This window comes from Halobacillus sp. Nhm2S1, from assembly GCF_019599545.1.
GTDB lineage: Bacteria > Bacillota > Bacilli > Bacillales > Halobacillaceae > Halobacillus.
In genome coordinates this window covers 221,884-240,082 of record NZ_JAIEZV010000001.1, presented here as the reverse complement: position 1 = coordinate 240,082, position 18,199 = coordinate 221,884, and the positions used below count along the sequence as shown (strand labels likewise).

The 18,199-nt window shown below is 41.9% G+C and carries 18 protein-coding genes; 1 reads left to right on the top strand and 17 read right to left on the bottom strand.

All coding sequences use genetic code 11. The features are described 5' to 3' along the window. Positions 1-24: 24 nt before the first annotated feature. The 11 genes from K2225_RS01265 to K2225_RS01215 all read right to left on the bottom strand — a co-directional run bounded on the left by K2225_RS01265 (position 25) and on the right by K2225_RS01215 (position 13,050). Complete coding sequence (locus tag K2225_RS01265) at positions 25-837, bottom strand: 3D domain-containing protein (protein WP_220583146.1); 813 nt, start codon at positions 835-837, stop codon at positions 25-27. Between the two features lie 328 nt (positions 838-1,165). Beyond that, on the bottom strand, positions 1,166-2,782 hold the full coding sequence (locus tag K2225_RS01260) for an ABC-F family ATP-binding cassette domain-containing protein (protein ID WP_220583145.1): 1,617 nt from the start codon (positions 2,780-2,782) through the stop codon (positions 1,166-1,168). Between the two features lie 81 nt (positions 2,783-2,863). Then, complete coding sequence (locus K2225_RS01255; RefSeq protein WP_220583144.1) at positions 2,864-4,204, bottom strand: DUF2252 domain-containing protein; 1,341 nt, start codon at positions 4,202-4,204, stop codon at positions 2,864-2,866. A 61-nt stretch (positions 4,205-4,265) separates the two neighbouring features. Then, on the bottom strand, positions 4,266-4,478 hold the full coding sequence (locus tag K2225_RS01250; protein ID WP_220583143.1) for a cold-shock protein: 213 nt from the start codon (positions 4,476-4,478) through the stop codon (positions 4,266-4,268). Positions 4,479-4,553: 75 nt separating this feature from the next. Beyond that, positions 4,554-4,754, bottom strand: coding sequence for a cold-shock protein (locus tag K2225_RS01245; protein ID WP_027954344.1), 201 nt, complete (start codon positions 4,752-4,754; stop codon positions 4,554-4,556). Positions 4,755-5,005: 251 nt separating this feature from the next. Further along, complete coding sequence (locus K2225_RS01240) at positions 5,006-5,503, bottom strand: superoxide dismutase family protein (RefSeq protein WP_220583142.1); 498 nt, start codon at positions 5,501-5,503, stop codon at positions 5,006-5,008. Between the two features lie 159 nt (positions 5,504-5,662). After that, positions 5,663-9,250, bottom strand: a complete 3,588-nt coding sequence (locus K2225_RS01235; protein ID WP_220583141.1) for a dynamin family protein — start codon at positions 9,248-9,250, stop codon at positions 5,663-5,665. A 75-nt stretch (positions 9,251-9,325) separates the two neighbouring features. Continuing rightward, a complete protein-coding gene (locus K2225_RS01230; protein ID WP_220583140.1) occupies positions 9,326-10,375 on the bottom strand; it encodes a C45 family autoproteolytic acyltransferase/hydrolase in 1,050 nt (349 codons plus the stop codon). Next, the gene (locus K2225_RS01225) at positions 10,372-11,196 is read right to left on the bottom strand and encodes an alpha/beta hydrolase (protein WP_220583139.1); all 825 of its coding nucleotides are present in this window, start codon (positions 11,194-11,196) and stop codon (positions 10,372-10,374) included. The genes K2225_RS01230 and K2225_RS01225 overlap by 4 nt, the downstream gene beginning before the upstream one ends. Continuing rightward, complete coding sequence (locus K2225_RS01220; protein ID WP_220583138.1) at positions 11,193-12,074, bottom strand: gamma-glutamylcyclotransferase family protein; 882 nt, start codon at positions 12,072-12,074, stop codon at positions 11,193-11,195. Before K2225_RS01220 ends, K2225_RS01225 begins: the two co-directional genes overlap by 4 nt. A 1-nt stretch (position 12,075) precedes the next feature. Further along, a complete protein-coding gene (locus K2225_RS01215) occupies positions 12,076-13,050 on the bottom strand; it encodes a P1 family peptidase (RefSeq protein WP_220583137.1) in 975 nt (324 codons plus the stop codon). A gap of 74 nt (positions 13,051-13,124) precedes the next feature. Here K2225_RS01215 and K2225_RS01210 point away from each other — a divergent pair, with 74 nt between their 5' ends. Beyond that, entirely contained in the window at positions 13,125-13,400 is a 276-nt protein-coding gene (locus K2225_RS01210) for an acylphosphatase (RefSeq protein ID WP_220583136.1), read from the top strand. Positions 13,401-13,435: 35 nt separating this feature from the next. On the opposite strand, the gene K2225_RS01205 is transcribed toward K2225_RS01210, so the two are convergent. From K2225_RS01205 to K2225_RS01180, 6 genes are all read right to left on the bottom strand, one after another. After that, on the bottom strand, positions 13,436-14,176 hold the full coding sequence (locus tag K2225_RS01205) for an SDR family oxidoreductase (RefSeq protein WP_220583135.1): 741 nt from the start codon (positions 14,174-14,176) through the stop codon (positions 13,436-13,438). 279 nt (positions 14,177-14,455) lie between these two features. Beyond that, positions 14,456-14,695 (bottom strand): ferredoxin family protein, encoded by a 240-nt coding sequence (locus tag K2225_RS01200; protein WP_089652514.1) that lies wholly within the window; start codon positions 14,693-14,695, stop codon positions 14,456-14,458. Positions 14,696-14,866: 171 nt separating this feature from the next. Further along, positions 14,867-15,415 (bottom strand): histidine phosphatase family protein, encoded by a 549-nt coding sequence (locus K2225_RS01195; RefSeq protein WP_220583134.1) that lies wholly within the window; start codon positions 15,413-15,415, stop codon positions 14,867-14,869. Between the two features lie 82 nt (positions 15,416-15,497). After that, positions 15,498-17,093, bottom strand: coding sequence for an amidohydrolase (locus K2225_RS01190; protein WP_220583133.1), 1,596 nt, complete (start codon positions 17,091-17,093; stop codon positions 15,498-15,500). A 151-nt stretch (positions 17,094-17,244) separates the two neighbouring features. Next, complete coding sequence (locus K2225_RS01185) at positions 17,245-17,448, bottom strand: DUF6501 family protein (protein ID WP_146816189.1); 204 nt, start codon at positions 17,446-17,448, stop codon at positions 17,245-17,247. Between the two features lie 70 nt (positions 17,449-17,518). After that, on the bottom strand, positions 17,519-18,118 hold the full coding sequence (locus tag K2225_RS01180) for an alpha/beta hydrolase (RefSeq protein WP_220583984.1): 600 nt from the start codon (positions 18,116-18,118) through the stop codon (positions 17,519-17,521). Positions 18,119-18,199 lie beyond the last annotated feature (81 nt).

Here is an 18,199-nt window from a genome sequence, read left to right as displayed (position 1 = left end):
TCAGAAAGGAGTTTTTTTATAGAATTAGTCGACCAGTACTTGAACTTTAACAGATTTTCTACCAAAGGCAAGCGCATCTTCACGGGAAGGCATGAAAACATCGATACGGTTGCCATTAATGGCGCCGCCGGTGTCTCCAGCAATGGCTGTTCCGTAACCTTCGACATATACTTTAGATCCAAGTGGAATAACGTTCGGGTCTACGGCAATGACTTTTTGGTCTGGGTTTGCACGCAGGTCGATTCCCGTAGCAGTCACACCGCTGCATCCTGTGCAATAAGCCGTATAAGCCGTAGCTTCAGCTGTAAACTCTTTAATTACATCATTACTTGTATCTTGACTAGTGCTTGTTTGCGTTGCTGTTGATGTGCTGTTGCTGGAATTGCTGCTAGAGCTATTGCTGCTGTTGGAACTTGGAGCAGAAGCTTGTACCGCCTGTCCATCAACTTTGAACTGGTCGCCAGGATAAATGAGGGTGGAAGTCAGGTTGTTCCACGCCATCAGCTGATCGACTGAAGTATTGAATTTTTGAGAAATGGCGAACAACGTGTCTCCAGACTTCACTGTATAAGTGGATGCGTTGGAAGACTTAGTAGATGAAGGTGTGCTGGATTTAGACTCGCTTGATACTTTCAATGTTTGGTTTGGATAAATCAGGTTTGAATTTAACCCATTCCATGTCTTCAAGTCTTGAACACTTACGTCATATTTTTGTGAAATTCCCCAAAGAGTATCTCCTTGATTAATTTTATATTCCGTTTCGTGGGCACTTACCGTAGTGGCGAATGCTCCCGTTAATGCGACAGTAGCTACAACAGAAAATACAGTTTTTTTCATGAAATTCTGCCTCCTCTTGATTGGTCGATCCCTATGTATTTAGGTGATCCGTTCACAATTACAAGATTAACAGAATCTCAGAATAAATTAAGAACAAACAAGCAACAGTTTGTTTTCAAACATAACATCCATATTTCATAGCCATTACAAAAGGAGCATTTGCACCGTGTATCTGCCAGCAATGCCTTTATTTTTCGGTATTTCGTCATTATTCTACAATGGGAGTGGCTACCTATTTATGCATTTTTTTACCCGAAAATGATAGAAAAAAACATATTCTAGCGAAAAAAAGCACAGATCCAAGATGGACTGTGCTTTTAAATCATCTTTATTTAGCTGCTACTTGCTTTTGGACTTCTGGGTCATTCAAGAACTCATCATACGTCATTTCTTTATTGACAATCTTACCATTAGGCGTAATTTCAATAATCCGATTAGCAATGGTCTGAATGAACTCATGGTCGTGGGAGGCAAAAATGACGGAACCTTTGAAATTAATCAGTCCTTTGTTTAAGGAAGTGATGGATTCAAGGTCAAGGTGGTTGGTCGGTTCATCTAGAAGAAGAACGTTCGCACCAGAGAGCATCATTTTAGAAAGCATACAGCGCACTTTCTCGCCACCTGAAAGGACATTCGCTTTCTTAAGCGCCTCTTCGCCAGAGAAAAGCATGCGTCCAAGGAAGCTGCGTAAAAACGTCTCTGTTTCATCTTCTGGAGAATACTGACGCAGCCACTCGACAAGGTTCAGATTCGAACCTTCGAAGAATTCTGAGTTATCTTTAGGGAAGTAACTTTGTGAAGTCGTTACACCCCACTTATACGTTCCTTCATCCGGTTCAATCTCTCCCATTAGAATTTGGAAAAGCGTTGTTTTTGCGACTTCGTTTGATCCTACAAGGGCGACTTTATCATCCTTGTTAAGACTAAAGCTTACATTATCCAATACCTTCTCACCATCAACCGTCTTCGAAAGGTTTTCAACGGTCAGCAAGTCATTTCCGATTTCACGGTCCGCATTGAAAGCAATGTAAGGATACTTCCTGGAAGAAGGTTGAATATCATCCAGCGTGATCTTGTCCAACAGTTTTTTACGTGAAGTCGCTTGTTTGGATTTGGAAGCATTGGCACTGAAACGCGCGATGAACTCTTTCAAATCCTTGATCTTCTCTTCTTTTTTCTTATTTTGTTCTGCAGCCATTTTCTGAGCCAATTGACTGGACTCATACCAGAAGTCATAGTTTCCGACATAAATCTGGATTTTCCCAAAGTCAAGGTCAGCAATATGTGTACAGACATTGTTCAAGAAGTGACGGTCGTGGGAAACCACAATTACAGTATTCTCAAAATCGATCAAAAAGTCTTCCAGCCATTGGATCGCTTTAATATCCAGGTGGTTGGTCGGCTCATCGAGAAGAAGAACATCAGGATTGCCGAAGAGCGCCTGCGCAAGAAGAACCTTCACTTTTTCAGATCCTTGAAGTTCACTCATCTTCTTATCATGAAGTTCTTCGCCGATGCCCAATCCTTTCAATAGACGGGCTGCATCAGAGTCCGCTTCCCATCCATTCATTTCGGCGAACTCTCCTTCAAGTTCCGCTGCACGCATACCGTCTTCTTCAGAAAAGTCGCCTTTCATATAGATCGCGTCTTTTTCCTTCATTACTTCATAGAGACGGGTGTGACCCATAATGACGGTTTCAAGGACTTGATATTCGTCGTACTCAAAATGGTTCTGTTTCAACACAGCCAAACGCTGATCTTTTTTAAGACTTACATCACCAGTTTGGGCTTCAATCTCCCCACTCAAAATCTTTAGGAATGTGGATTTTCCTGCACCGTTCGCACCAATCAGACCATAGCAATTACCTGGTGTGAATTTTATATTTACGTCTTCAAACAACTTTTGATCGCCGAATCGAAGACTTACATTGTTTACTGTTAACATGTGATAATCCTCCAGTACTCTCGTTTCTATAACATAGAAATTATATCATTCTTGAGCGTTGTATGATAGCCACCTGAGATATTAAAAATATCCACGCTCTGTACCCCACTCTACAAACAATTCATAATCTTCATATACCTTACTTTCGTAATGAGCTGCCCATAAACTGAGTTGATGACGGAACCTCTTTTTCTCCGTCCCGATCGCTTCCATAATGCTGTCCTCACTATGATGGTCAAGCACTCCCTCATCGATGTCCACATCCGCCCTTGCATGGATTTTCGCACTCACTTTCGCCATCGTCTTTACCGTCTGTTTAACAGACTTCAGATCATGTAAGTGCTTTTCCTTTACATCTTTGGAAAAAGGCGAGCGTTCTCTAACGTAAAAATCTTTTCCTTCCATTGTGAAATATCCGAGAAATGGTTCAGAAAGGTGGTGCATCGCCTGTTGTGTATGAATGACTCTTCTTCCCTGGTGTTTATGATTGTTCCAGAATGTCTCATCATAAGGAAAGAAGTAAGCAGGGATAGGCGTACGTGCTTCTTTCGCTTCAAGGATAATGTCATCTTCATGATTTTCATCACATTCACCTTCAATAAGAATGTAGTATCTTTTCAAACCTGTCGACCCGATCCCCGCTCCTGTCTTTTTGACGACATCTTTGATCCGGTAATAGTCCTTCGACTTCCTTTTCTTTGCGTCCAGAGAATGATAATAATCCTCCCACGCTTTTTCAAGCCGTTGTTTTTCGTGTTTAGGAACAGAAGACAACTTGTCCTTCCCAATATCGAAAGACCGTATTGAATCGTGATTAATGATGGTCTGTTTTTCCAGTTCGTGTGACAAACTTCTCTTTTCCGCTTTATTTATCGCCTTTTTGACAGGACCTTTCGTGGCCTCTTTCGTAAATTGGACGGTCTGAGGGTTCAATTCCCGTTCGTGGTAAGCCTTTATTTGTTTCACGTACGTTTTCAAGTATCGATGAACCATCTCATCCTTAGACTCATCATCATACGAAAGTGAATGCATCATTAAACGTATACTTACGACCATGCGCAAGACATCGTATAGATATGATCCAAGGTATCCTTCATCAAAGTCGTCCACATCGAAGACAATCTGTTTGTTTTCGTTTTGGAAGACACTGAAATTGTTGAAATGTAAATCCCCCATAATCCAAGTCGGTTTGTCACTGGCTGTATGAAAGGTAAAGGGAAGCTCTGTCGTATCATGAAAGAACAAGTAGGCACTTCCTCTAAAAAAGCTGTAAGGATCGGCACTCATTTTGTTATATTTCTTCTTTCGCTCTTTTTCGGTTAATGCCATTAAATCCCCATCAAATTTATCTAAAACCGTAGAAAGCGAATGTTTTCTCAAGAGTTGTTTGGTTTCGCGCATCTGTTTAATTTTATGATCCATCATTTCCCCTCCCTTGAAATATAAGAAAAAGCGATTGCCCAGGGAGCAACCGCTTGATTCATTAAGACTCTGATTTATAGTATAAACTATTGTTTTCCACAACTTGAAGCACTTTGTTTTCTTCTTCCATATCACTTCCGCACATTGGACACTTCTTATTGTCATTGGTTCTGAAGTTGTCTCTCATCCAACAGTTGCAGTCATCAGATGTACAAACCCAAATCTTTGTATCTTCTTCTTTAATCTCTGCTTGATTTTTCTTTCCGAAAGCCATCGGCGTAGCCCCCCCTTTAGAATGTCATGATATAAAAGAGACTGACCTTCAAAAGCCAGTCTCTTTCTAATTTTATTATAGTTTCGTGACGTTTGCAGCTTGTGGTCCGCGATTGCCTTCTGTTACTTCAAACTCTACAGCTTGACCTTCCTCTAGAGACTTGAAGCCTTCTTCGTTGATCGCGCTGAAGTGTACAAATACATCATCTTCACCTTCAACCTCGATAAAACCAAAACCTTTTTCCGCGTTAAACCACTTCACTGTACCTGTTTTCATAGGGATGGATCCTCCAATGTTTCAAAAATTAATATGCGTTTTGCAATAAAGAAAAAATCACATATTATAAAAAGTACCAATAAGGATTGATCACTCTTTATAATAGGTGATTGGAAGTGCGAACTTCAGAATATTGGTAAATTTTATCCTTTTGTACACTATACTATGACTCACCGGTGAAGTCAAGCAGAGCGTTCTTTTAACGTTACACGACTAGTATATACAGTGAGAAGGTGAATTATTCCATTCCGTTAAGAACTTTCTATGATGGCACAAGCGATTCTCTTCCCTGCATTGCCGCTGGGCTGGGACTGATAATCATCTGGTCCTTCATGGATGATCACCGATTTGCCCATGATGTCCCGCACCTTAAAACGGTCAGTGAAAAAAATCATTCGTGCTCTTCCTTGATTAGAAAACAACACGGGGAAGTCTCCCGCATGATTCCCGTGCGGCTGATCATCTGGATTCCAGTGTCCCCCGGCAGTGGCGAACGGATCTTTACCGTCCCCGATTTCACAAACTCCTTTTTCATGGATGTGAAACCCATGAGGTCCGACCTGCTTTCCGTTTTTTGTCTTCTTGAAATCAGGCAGTCCTTCCACCTGGACAAAGACTTCTACACCATACGGCATTTGGTAAAATTGGATGGTTCCTTTCAAGTTAGGAGCAAGGGGACTACTCAAAAATTTAGCTTGCGCTGTTTCAGAAGCATACGTTTGTCTATAAGGGCCATTTTGGATATACACTGAACAACACCCACCTTTCAGTCTAAGCTTATGACACCCGCTTCCCCCTTAGACCAAGTCGGATTCCGCAAAAGAACAACTCCCCTTTTCCGAGGAGGAGGAAGAAATCCTTAGAAAGGGGGAGTGCTGATGTATTACTTTATGTTTTGGTTCAGAGAATTAGAACTTAGGAATTCGAGATAGGATCTCCTCAAGATCCTGCGTGTTTTCTGGTCGTTCAAGGTGAGATTGAAGCTGAGTAAAATGATCCGACGCATCTTCCCTCCATATGTTCATACATTCCGCATACCTTCTTTGCCATAATTTTGTATAATGTTCGATAATCAGTGATTCTAGTGTTTCCAGTTCGGCTTTCAGTTCCGGAGAAATGATCGCTGACATGGAATCCCTCATCTCTTCTTTCTCATTTCTTTCAAAGAAAGCTTTAGGGTTTCTGAACAGCTTGAGCAGGCTTGCTTTTTCTTTTTCTCCAATATTAACCTTTCCACTTAAGATCGGAAGAGGGTAGGTTCCTTCTTCGATTCTTGACAGTTGAAGAGTCGGTCGGATTTTATACAGATCGCTTTCGATGCGCTCTTTCGTCTGACTCACTAACTGATCCAAGAACCGCTCCATACGCACACAAACCGCTTTGACTTCCTGAAGCATTTCAAAACTCAATTCATCGAGAAGCTCCTTCTGAGCAACCTTCAATGCTTCTTTTGTATCCCCCTGGTTTTGAATGGTCGCTGGGTTGAAATGCCGCTTGAACAAATCGTTGAAATTCAGCATCATTCGTTCATGGACGAAGTGGATTTGTTTATCGGCTTTGTTATGAATAGCACCTTCTGTCCCCTGGTCAAAGCTCTTTTCAAGGTTTTCAGATATGTGATGTTGTTCCTGTTTACTCTTTTCTATTTCTTCCCGACGCTCTTGTTCACTGAGCTGACTTGCAGCAATAAAGTTCTCAAGAACTTGCCTGATGCTCTTAATATCCTCATCAATTGCATGAATCATCATCTGCGCGAGATCCTCGTGAAGGAAAGAACGAAAGCTTTCTTCAAAAGGTTGCATCCCTGATTCCAGGTCCGTTCCGTCCATTTTTTCATCCAGAGCTTGTAAACTTGAAAGAGAGAATAGTTTCGGGTGACGAATCTGGAATTCATTCAATTGTCCTCTCACATAGCTTTCCACCTGTTTTCGTTCCTCATCAGATGATGCCAAATCTGCTGCATTAACGAGGAAGAACATTTTATCCAGACTGAAACTATCTTTCACACGTCCTAGTTGCTTTAAGAACGTCTGATCTGCATGTGAGAATGGGTGGTTATAATAGGTGACAAATAGGACGGCATCCGAATCCTTGATGTACTCAAAACTCACATCTGTATGCCGAGCGTTGACAGAATCTGCTCCAGGTGTATCAACGAGCGTGACTCCTGCATTTGTCCAGGGACAATCATAGAAAAGTTCCATAGACTCGATGAAGCAGGATTTTTCTTCTTTGGAAACATACAAAGAAAAATCCTCCCAAGAAACATCGATGCGTTTTCCTAGATTCAGTTTCATACTCGGATAACCATCTATGAAGGCTCGTAAAAAAGAATGTTGCTTATGACCAAGCAGCTGCCAATCCTTTTCTTGCAGTTTTTTAGTTTTCGCGTGTACGTCTTCCAGTGTTGGTGCGCTGAGATTAAGGTCACCAAGGATCGATGACAGATCTTCAAGCATCTCCGATTCCGTTTTTATATAAGCGTCTATCGTGCGGTCTGGTCTTTCATCCGTAGGTGGAGAAATTTTATTGATTGTAGCTGTGGTCGGATTGGGTGAAACAGGCAGCACAAGATCTCCGAGCAAAGCATTGGCAAAGCTGGATTTCCCTGCACTGAATGCCCCGAATAAGGCGATTGTAAAGTGTCTGCCATCCAGACGGTTCCGTTTTTTCTTTAATTGGGAATAAAGCCGTTTCGTACCTTCTAAGGATTGAATGTTTTTCAGTGTTTCATCTGCCCTTTGAAGCGCCTGTTCAATGGATGATCCACTCCCTTGAGAAGAATCGGGACGAGAATCAAGCTCTTCTTCTTCAACGACCGAATTCAAGGAAGGGATTTCATCAGCACTCCTGCACACCACCTTCTCTTTTCGCTTCTCCCATGCATCCTTGATCCATATAGTATTTTCTTTTGAGTTTTCTCTTTTTAGGTATTCTTCAAGGTTGGACCGGTATTCATTGATTTTTTCATTTAAAACCTCTAATTGGTTATCTAATTCTTGTTTTTTTTCAGCCGCCTCAAAAACTTCTTTGTGGTTTTCGACCATTTGCTGTTGGTTCGCTGCAATCGACTGAAGGAACAACTGCTTCCACTCCTGAATAAAGCGCCGTGTTTCCTTTTGGATATCTTTGGATAGATCATCCGTGTAGCGTAATACATAAGCCCCTGTAACAGATGCTCCACGTTCGACAAGAGCATATAACCGTTCCCTCGGATATTGGAAAGTCTCCTTTTGCACCTTTTCAAGAAGCTTTTCATCACTCACTGAATAATGTTCCATCAGCTGAATCATGCGTTCACGAAGGGGCCAGGACAGGTTTTTCTCCACAGATTCTCTCAGCTTTGTGTAAAACGCTTGTTCACGCGCCAACCGTTCCTCCTCTGTTTTCTTTTGCGTGAAAAGAAATCCTACCTTGAAGTCTGGCTGCACAGACTCTAAATAAGCCTCCGCATATTCCCGAAGCGCGCTCGGCATAAGGTAGGCGTTGAATATGAATTGACTGACCCTTTCCTGAAAGTCTGCTTCTGCTTTTTCGTGGAGAATTTGCTGATTTTCGAGCTCTGTGACATGGAAGGGACTTTGATCAATTTTTTTCTCCCATCCTTCTTTTTCTTCCCGAAGCTCTGCCATCTCGTCTTCAACGTGATCCGAATAATTCATCACCGCTTCTTCAGCCATCCACTCCAGTTGTGTTTCCGCATGTTTCTCAAGTTGGAATGTTGAAAAAAGAGAGTGGAAGTTTTCCTTTAATGATGGAAGCTGGTTAAAAGGAAGGGAATAATCTCTTAAGGATGTAAAGTAGACTTCTTCCGGATGAATGCCCCACTTTTCAAAAGCGTTTCTTACCGACTTTTGATAAGCCTCAAAAGAAAGCTCTCTTTCTACGTGTTTATCCACCTGGTTGATGACTACTGAAAAAGGTGTCTTCCGCCTTTGCATTTCCAATAGGAACATAAGGTTCACTTCAGACTGGACATGATTATAGTCCATGACATAATACATGTAGTCCATTAAATGGAGGGAAGATTCAGTAATCAACCGGTCTGCATCATTCGTTGAGTCTACTCCAGGTGTATCGACGATCGATACATGGGAAGGCAAAGACTGTCCTGGTTGTGAGATTTCAAGTCCGGTAATTTTCTCTCCATCTTTACAAAGAGCTTTAATCGTTTCCAGGTCGATATCCTCATCATATTGAACGACCGTCCCGTCCTGGAAATGGACCAGGGTATAGGGATCACCTGTCCTCAACCGAACAATATTCGCACTCGTGGGGATCGGGCTTGAAGGAAGAAGGTCATTTTCTAATAACGTATTGATCAGTGTCGACTTACCAGCGGAAAAATGACCAGCAAAGCCGATAATCAATTCTTCATGGATCAACTTTTCATATAAATCCAATACCTTTTCTTTTTGTTCTTCTTCCCCTTGATCTTTTAAAAAAGCGTATAAATTCTGAATTTTATCTATGTTTACTTCTGTCAAATGACTCATGTCTCGTCTCCTTTGCCGTACAATGTCCTCCCTCATTCTACTCTTATGAGCTGTGATTCCTCAAGGGGAAGTTATTTAAATCGAAGGGGGGTCCACATAAGGAATGTCTACATCCGTGTCCAATTCTCCATAGATCTTATTTGGGAGAGTGGCTTCTTCTTTCAGCCAATCACGAAAAGAAATCACGCATGGTGCCGTATCTCCCCCGAGTCCAAAATGGAGGGTTAATCGTTCAGGACTATAGCACGCTGTATGGATCGTACCCGTCCATTGTTTATACCCATGAGAAAAAATCGGTCCATAGGAATCATTCAATAAATGAAAAGCTTCTAGTTCATCAAGAATATAAGCCTGGTGACTTTTCAGGTCATCCAACCTTTCTTGTGAATCCGACAAATGCCTGCGGTTTTCTTCGGAAATTTCTGTAAAGTGATTGGTGCAAGCAATCCCCTCTTTTACAAAAACCCCGCGCGGAGACCCTTCAATGATCTTTGATGTGCCTTCAAGATCAAATACGACATAGTTAAAGGAATGTCTATGAGGGATTTTTTTCAATAGGAGAACCGCTTCGCTCGTTGTTTTGCATGTTTCTAAGACCATCCTTGTCAGCAGGCAACAAATGAAGCCGTCTTCCGGATGGATTCTGTTGACGAAATTATACCCGATACAAAGTCCATGTTCGTTCATGCCGTCTGTCCGTCCGATGATGCGTTGAGAGGGTCCGATGCTTGCATACCCATCCTTGGGCTGAAACAAAATCAAACGCCCCTCATACGTTTTCGGATAATAATCGTAATTTCTTGCAAAGTATCCGTTTCCCGTCAAAATCGAGCAGCCTGAACCTTCCCAGTCCTGTTGATAGCCGCTGTATTCATGAATGACTTCTTCCAACGACCATTGTAACCCTTCAGCAAGGCCTCTAAGCTCATCGAAGAGACCTTTGCAATAAAGGTCCATTTGTTCTTTTACAACTTGAACATCCACATCATACCGAAGCCTCGATCGTTTCCGTCTTAGCTCATGGTGTTTATACAAAAGCGTATGTTTTAAACGTTTTCCTTGTTCGTACCCGAAATCATCATGACGTCCTCGAAAAGATATCAATTGAGAGTGAAAAGGTTTCATTTTCCCGCCCATTCCTTATGTAGCTGAGGATGGTGAAGAATATGGTTATGATCGGTTCCCTGAATGACGCGGACCGGAACATTCCAGTGCTCTCTTGCATAACGCTTGAACTCTTCATGTAATAAAACTTCATCCTTACTCCCAACATAGATGGATATTCGATCCCTTACATCATTCAGCAATTCTGGAGGGATTTTTTCGAGAAACCTTGAGACTAGAAGGCGGAAACTCAAGGTTAGTTTTTCACTTTTATTAAATTCATCTGGAATTTCCGCAACTGTCCGATCATTGAATCGATCGATATTCATCTTATATAAAGTCATGAGAAGCATGACTCTTTTGTCAAATACCGTATAATCCACATCGGTTCGGTCTGAAGATTGTTCAGTTGCATCCTCATGATAGACAGGAAGAGTAGGGTGAAAAAAGGGAGCGACAAAAAGATACTCACTGGCAGCCGACTTGTTTTTTTGAATGAGTCTTAATAAATTGGCACACCCCATCGAGTGACCGACCAGCGTCACTTTTTCATATCCTTTCTTCTCAATAAAATGGAGGAAATCAAACAGATCATCATCATATTGCCCGATATAGTCAATGTCACCTCTCTTAAGGCTCTGATCATAACCTCTCAACACTGAAAAATAAATATCCGCATCACGTGTACATTCATCCGCAAATGCTTCATGATGATGAAATTCAGCTGTTATACCATGTATGATAATAATGGCTTCTTTCGCTGATGCTCTTTCCTTAAGTACGGTATATTGCAAACGAGTAAAATCCCTGGCTATATAATTGGACCACTTGACTTCTGTCATTTTTCCCGTCCCTTCCTCTCTAAATAAGCTCTAAATTCGGGTATCTTCCATCCTTCCAAAAACTTATGTTCTATGGATTTCATATAACTTTCAGAGAGGTATTTCGATCCTCCGCGGTGAATTTCTTCTGCGTAATGAAAAGGAGGTGCAATTTCAGTTTTCTTTTCAATGACAGTGAACGAAAGAGCCTGGAAAGCAACCCCGTCGTCTCCCGTCACATGTACAACCGTTGGACGGTAGACTTTTGCTTCCACCCCTTCCCTTAAGTATAAATACTCGCGCGCTTCCTTTCCGACATCATAAACAACCCCCTCCACATAAGACCCGAAGTTTTCAGTGATATCGGCTCTCGAACCGTCTTCAAAATGAGTAGAAAAAGTGAGCCTGTAATCGCTGAGCTTCCCCACCCCTTTAATTGTAGTAAATAGGTGGTCTACTTCATGGGCACACAATCTGGAATTATCCATACATGACCCATAGGCAAAATAATGGAGACGCTCATTTTGGATATATCGATGGACTTTCCAATCGTTATTGTGAACCATTACACCTTGGGCTTTTCGCGGCCAATAGTAGACAAAGGCCTCCGTCACTCCATGAGGGGTGAAAACTTCACATACCTCTCGCACGAAATAAGGTTCTTCTATTTCTTCAGAATAGCCTTCTAATTCATCCAATTCCTCTAATAAAGACGATGGAATGTCGTACAGTTCTCCATAGGTGACATCCTGTTCGCCCTTCATGAGGAGGGGGTAATAAGAGTGGCCACTATATAACCTCCCTTTCACAAAAGCCTGTTCTGACAGACATGTCGCTTTTTTCATATAATGATGATTCTCAAGATTCTTACAAAGAGAACCGTAAACAAATACCTTCATTTCAAGATTCCTCCCGCTGAATATCGTTAGCTGATAAAAAACTGTTTGTTGATTGTGCATGAGTCACTGCATTTTGAACTGCTCTTTCGATTGCTTTCACAGCCATGACTCCGAGACTGTTGTAGTCACAGGAAATTTTTCCTGACCCCATAAAAAATATCGTATCTCCATCAACGAATGTATGCGAGGGACGGATGGTACGAGAGAGCCCCGCATGCGCCATGGACGCCAGTTTATTTGCTGCTGGTTTATCCACACTCGCATTCGTAACGACAGCTCCGATGGTCGTATTCCCACGAAAGCGATTCGTGTGACCTCCCATGATTTCACTCATTATCACTTCTTCGCTATTTAATAACTTTCCATTCCTCTGGAGACCAGCGATAATCCGGCCAGTCTCAGGTTCAATGACGTCTCCAAAACAATTAACCGCGACTACAGCTCCCACTTTCACGTCTCCGACCTGGATGGCATAGTGCCCCAATCCGCCTTTCATGCTGTAAGATGGTCCTTTCCCTTTGCCGACAGTCGCACCAGCACCAGCGCCATAATTGCCTTGTTTCAAGTGGGAGTTTTGGAAAGCGGAAGAGGCAGCTTCATACCCCATGGCAGCATCCGGGCGCATCCCTCGGTCATTTTCCCTTAAATCAAATAAAATTGCCCCGGGGACAATTGGGACACGAGTCACCCCTGCATCAAATCCGATTCCTTTCTCTTCCAAATATCGCATCACACCTGACCCGACTTCCAGTCCAAAAGCACTGCCTCCAGATAAAAACAGTCCATGAATGTGCTGCACAAGATTTTCGGATTTTAACGCATCGGTCTCTCTTGTACCAGGTGCTCCACCCCGGACATCCACGCCTGCGGTTGCGCCATCTTGACTTAGGATGACTGTACACCCTGTGTGATGATCTTCACTTTCTTTCTGACCAAAAAAGAAACCCTCAACTTTTGTTATGTCAATTTCTCTCATATAAGTTCACTCCTTTTAAGGTTTGCCGAATTCTATTTATGGGGAAACAAGAGGATAGATGAGGAGGTGGAAGAATGGAAAATAATCAAATAACTGTTCATGGCCGTGTTCAAGGGGTCGGATTCCGTGCTGCTACCAAACAAATCGCTGAACAAATCGGTGTTACAGGATGGGTCAAAAACCAGCCTGATGGTACCGTTCTAATCGAAGCGGAAGGTGAGCATGGGAAATTACAAAAATTCATAAAAAAAATCGACGAGGGTCCGACACCATTTAGTAAAGTGGAAGCTCTTGACGTTAAAAATAAGAGTGAAATGAACAATTATAAAAAATTCAAAGTCGTACAATGAAGATGACCGCACCCCTGCGGCCATCTTTTTTTTCTTTATTTTTGGTGCATCGGACGGACGATGACTTCATTTACATTCACATAAGACGGCTGAGTCACAGCATAAGAGACCGCACGTGCGATATCATCCGCTTCTAGCGGATCCATACTACGGTTCTTGAACATTTCAATGACATCTCCATCGGTTATATGATCGGTAAGCTCTGTATCTACAGCCCCAGGTGAAACGTTCGTCACCCGCACCCCAGATTTAGAAAGTTCTTTCTCCATCCCCATCGAAAGAGCTTTCACAGCATATTTTGTCGCGCTGTAAACAGTACTGGATGGAAAGACTTCATGTCCTGCAACAGAAGAAACATTAACAATATGACCGGACTCCTGTTCAATCATTGTAGGTAAGCTTGCATGGATCCCGTACAGAACCCCTTTAATATTGACATCGACCATCTGCTCCCATTCATCCACGTGGTCATTCTTTAAGAAGGAGAGCAACATGACCCCTGCATTATTAATGAAAACGTCCACCGTATTGAACGCTGATTTGGTTTCAGATACTAGTCTCTCGACATCTTCTCTTTTGGTCACATCTGTTTCTACCACTTTCGCTTCTACATTGTATTGTTCAGTAATTTCTTCTGCCAGTTCATTCAACTTTTCTGCTCGTCTAGCTGCGAGTACGACATTCGCCCCTTCATTTGCTAAATGATGGGCAATTGCTTTACCGATTCCACTACTCGCCCCGGTTATGATGGCTGTCTGGTTTTTTAGTTTTGTCATGTTTTATGTCCTCCCTTGTAATCATTCTTTTTCTATCTACCCTGCCTAATGAAAATTTATTCACGCAATAACCAACCGGAACAAAAAAGCTGCATCACAATTCAGCTTTATAGAAGGCTCTAGAATAATTAACTTCGAGATGTTTATGGAGTGAATATGGCCAGGGAGATTCTCAAGACTAAGTTTTCCACAGTAGGCAGCTATAGTGGAAGAAGGGAAAGGAAAATAGGGTATGAAAAAGACCGTCTCTTTAGATAAGAGACGGTCTGGTTATGATACTTATTGTTCTTCAAAGAACTTACGGTTAATCTCGATGTATGGAGTTTCTTCTTCTGGTACCTCGTCTTCGATATAAATAGCTTCAACTGGACACACCGCTTCACACGCACCACAATCTATGCAAATCGCAGGGTCGATATAGAACATATCTTTCCCTTCTTCGATACAATCAACTGGGCACACATCCACGCATTCTCCAGCTTTCTCATCTTTACAAGGGGATGTGATTACAAATGCCATATCTATTTCTCCTCCTTTTATAAAATTTCGTGTGCTTATAAAATACTATTCACCCATAATGGCTAGAATAAACACCACAATATACTATAACGATTTTGATAAAAAATCGCAATTCCCGTAGATGTTCGACCATTTTCGCATCGAACTGAAAAAGAAATGGGAAGTAGGCTCTCAGTCTTCCCAAATGCGTTCGACTGTATATTCTCCCCCTTGTTTTTGAACAAGAAACACATCTGGACGGGAGAGACGCTTCCATTCATAAAAACCGATTTCACGGTTATATTTTTGTAGCAATAAGGCGAGCAGATTCCCGTGAGTAACAAGGAGAACGTTTCCACAATCCTCATTTTCAAGTTCGTCAATCAGAGAAAGGACACGTTTTTTTGCTTCAGTGGAAGATTCTCCTCCGGTAAATTTCAATTCTGGGTCGACGAACGTATCATGAAGGACTTCTTCCCAGTCATCTAGTGGTTCACGGCTTAGGACACGCTCCTCTAAACGATCATCCATTTCGATGGTCACATTGTTTTTTCTGGCAAAAGGCTTGATCGTTTCAATCGCCCGCAAATAAGGGCTTGATATGATACGGTCAATGCTGTGACCGTAATTCTCTAAAAAAGTCGCGAGCATTTGCGCCTGCCTGATGCCCGTCTTTGTTAGCGGGGAATCTTCATGCTGACCTTCTGTTTCACTGTGACGCACTAAAAATAATTTCTCCATTGCTACCCATCCTCCCCTTTCCTTCACTTATGTCCATTATGGCTGATGGAACGAGTGTTGACAAGGAAAGTTGCAGAAGACATCACTTCCGATAAACGCACTTTCCTCTATGCCATGTTTCCAATACTTTTATATCCTTTACCCTTTCAGACTTTGTATCTTCGGGATGTTTGTCAAGGATTAGAAAATCGGCTTGATAACCAGGTTCTATTTTACCCTTTTCTTCTTCCCTGTATTCAAGTTCAGCTGGAGTTTTTGTAAAACCAAGAAAGGAATCCTTTATGCTTAATTTTTCCTGTGGCATCCAGCCGCCTTCAGGGTTTCCATCGAGGTCTGTGCGATTAACAGCCGTAAATATGGTTGTGAAAGGATTCAGTGCACCAATAGGGAGATCAGAACTTAACGTCAAGGGAATGTGCTCTTTCACAAGACTTTGATAGGCATCACAGTAAGGAAGAAGACTCTCTGGTGTCCATTTCCCTTTTTCACTCCACTCATCAAGAAGGAAGGAAGGCTGTGTTTCAATGTAAGGCTTCAGCTCTCTTAACCTGGCAATCAGATCGGGAGCTAATGTCTGGGCATGAATAATTCGGTGGCGTAAACGTTTCGTAGCTTCCTTGGATTTCTCAAGAGCCGTAATTGCCTGTTCGACAGCACGATCGCCGATCGCATGCATAGCGACTTGCATATCATTATCACTCGCATATTTGACCATTTCATCCAGTTGTTCTTGGGTATAAATCAAACGGCCGTCTGCACTTGGTTCTACAGGATAAGGGTTCCTCATGGCTGCCGTATAAAGCCTTTGGGTACCGTCTAGGAATATCTTGAAAGATCCCACTCTCACTTGAGGTGTTCCTTGACCTGTGCGAAGCTCGTTTTCCTTACAATAGGATTTCATGTCCTCAATATTGAAGACATAATGATGAAGTTGTACATCGATCGGTAATCTTTCTTCTTGTTCTAGTTCTGTGTAGGCCTGCCACAATCGTTCATACGAGCCGATGAAGTTAATATCATCCGTATGCACAGAGGTTAGGCCGTGTTCACTAAGGTTAGGCACTGCTTTCTTTATTGCTTCTTTTGCATCCTCTGCAGAACGTCCCCAAAAATGATGCTTGATATAATGAACCGCTGTATCTTTAAAGCGGCCATTCCAGTTCCCATGTTCATCTTTTTCTTTAAATTCATCCGGTTCTTTCTTGAAATCCTCTTCTTCTTTCAACAGTTCCATCGCCTGTTCACTAATGACACATTCATGACCATCCTGATGCATGAAGTACATATACGCATTCACTTGAATTTCATTTAAATCTTCAGAGGTTAAGAGGTGATCGATATCATCAAAGTTTCCATCGTTGAAACCTTTTCCAAAAATCCAGTCGTATTGTTGAAGTTCATCGTAATGATTCTCAATCACAGCTTTCATTTCTTCCCAGCTCGTTACTTGGGTAAGGTCTAATTCTTTCTTTAACAGCCCGTAACGGAGCAGGTGCATATGGCTATCGTTGAAGGAAGGAGAAAGGACTCGTCCTCTCCCGTCTATGACATCTTCCTCTCCATCATAAGGCGATTCATAGATGGCCTCAATCTTCTCTCCTTCTACTTTAACCGCATAAGTCCGGTCACTTTTATAAGTTGGATCGGGTTGATAGATTCGTACGTTATCCAAAATCATGGCATACTCTTCCTTTCAATAACTTTTTAGTTACCCTTACCCTACTTAATCTTTTGTATAAACATGAGAACAAATCCCTATACCAATCTTGAAAGAGAATTTACATATACAGAAAAAGCCAGGGACTTAAGTCCCTGGCTTTCTTAGTCATTCACACTTCTTTGAAATACTCCTTATAAAAACCGCCCATGCGGCCCGAATTATCAATGACAAAGTAGAATTCTTCACTTTCGTTTTTCACATCATACACTTTGCCTGGAGTAAGCACATTGTTCACGACGAATTTTTTTGCATCGTTATGAACACATTCGATTTGTTTAATAGTATCGTTGTTTTCCCAATTCTTATGAATCATAGAACATCCTCCTTGCTCTTCGTGTTCCTATCATACAATGAACAAAAGAAGGACTCAATATATTAGAAGATTAAAATTGACCTTTATACCAATCTGCCGCTGTTTTCACTTCATTTTCAGTCAATTGATGCCCCATACGCTCCCAATGGACAGTTACATCCGCTCCGGCCTCTGTCAATAGCTCCTCTAAGTCTTTGGTTTCTTGAGCTGGACAGATCGGGTCATTTTCACCAGCACCGATAAATACAGGAAGACCTGCTTGATCAGGGAGTTCAATTCCCCTCCGTGGAACCATTGGATGAAAAAGCAAAGCCCCACGTAAGCTCTCTTTATAATGAAACAGTAGGCTTCCTGCGATATTCGCTCCATTGGAATATCCGGCAGCAATGACCTGGTTACGATCAAATCCATATTCCTTACTGGCCTCTTCCAGGAAAGTATTCAATTCATCCGTTCTGGCAATCAAGTCCTCTTCATCGAAGACTCCTTCTCTTAGACGTTTGAAAAAACGCGGCATTCCATTTTCTGATACATTCCCTCTTACAGAAAGGACAGAGGCATCTGGATCAATCATCTTTGCAATCGGGAGCAAATCTTGTTCTGTCCCTCCTGTACCATGAAGAAGCAGCAAAGTCCGTTCTGAATTTCCTCTTTGGAAAATGTGTTTCATATTCATTGTGCTTCATCCCTTCTTTCATTAGTTTACATAATATTTTTATTGATACCTAATCTATTCTTCCTACATTTTATC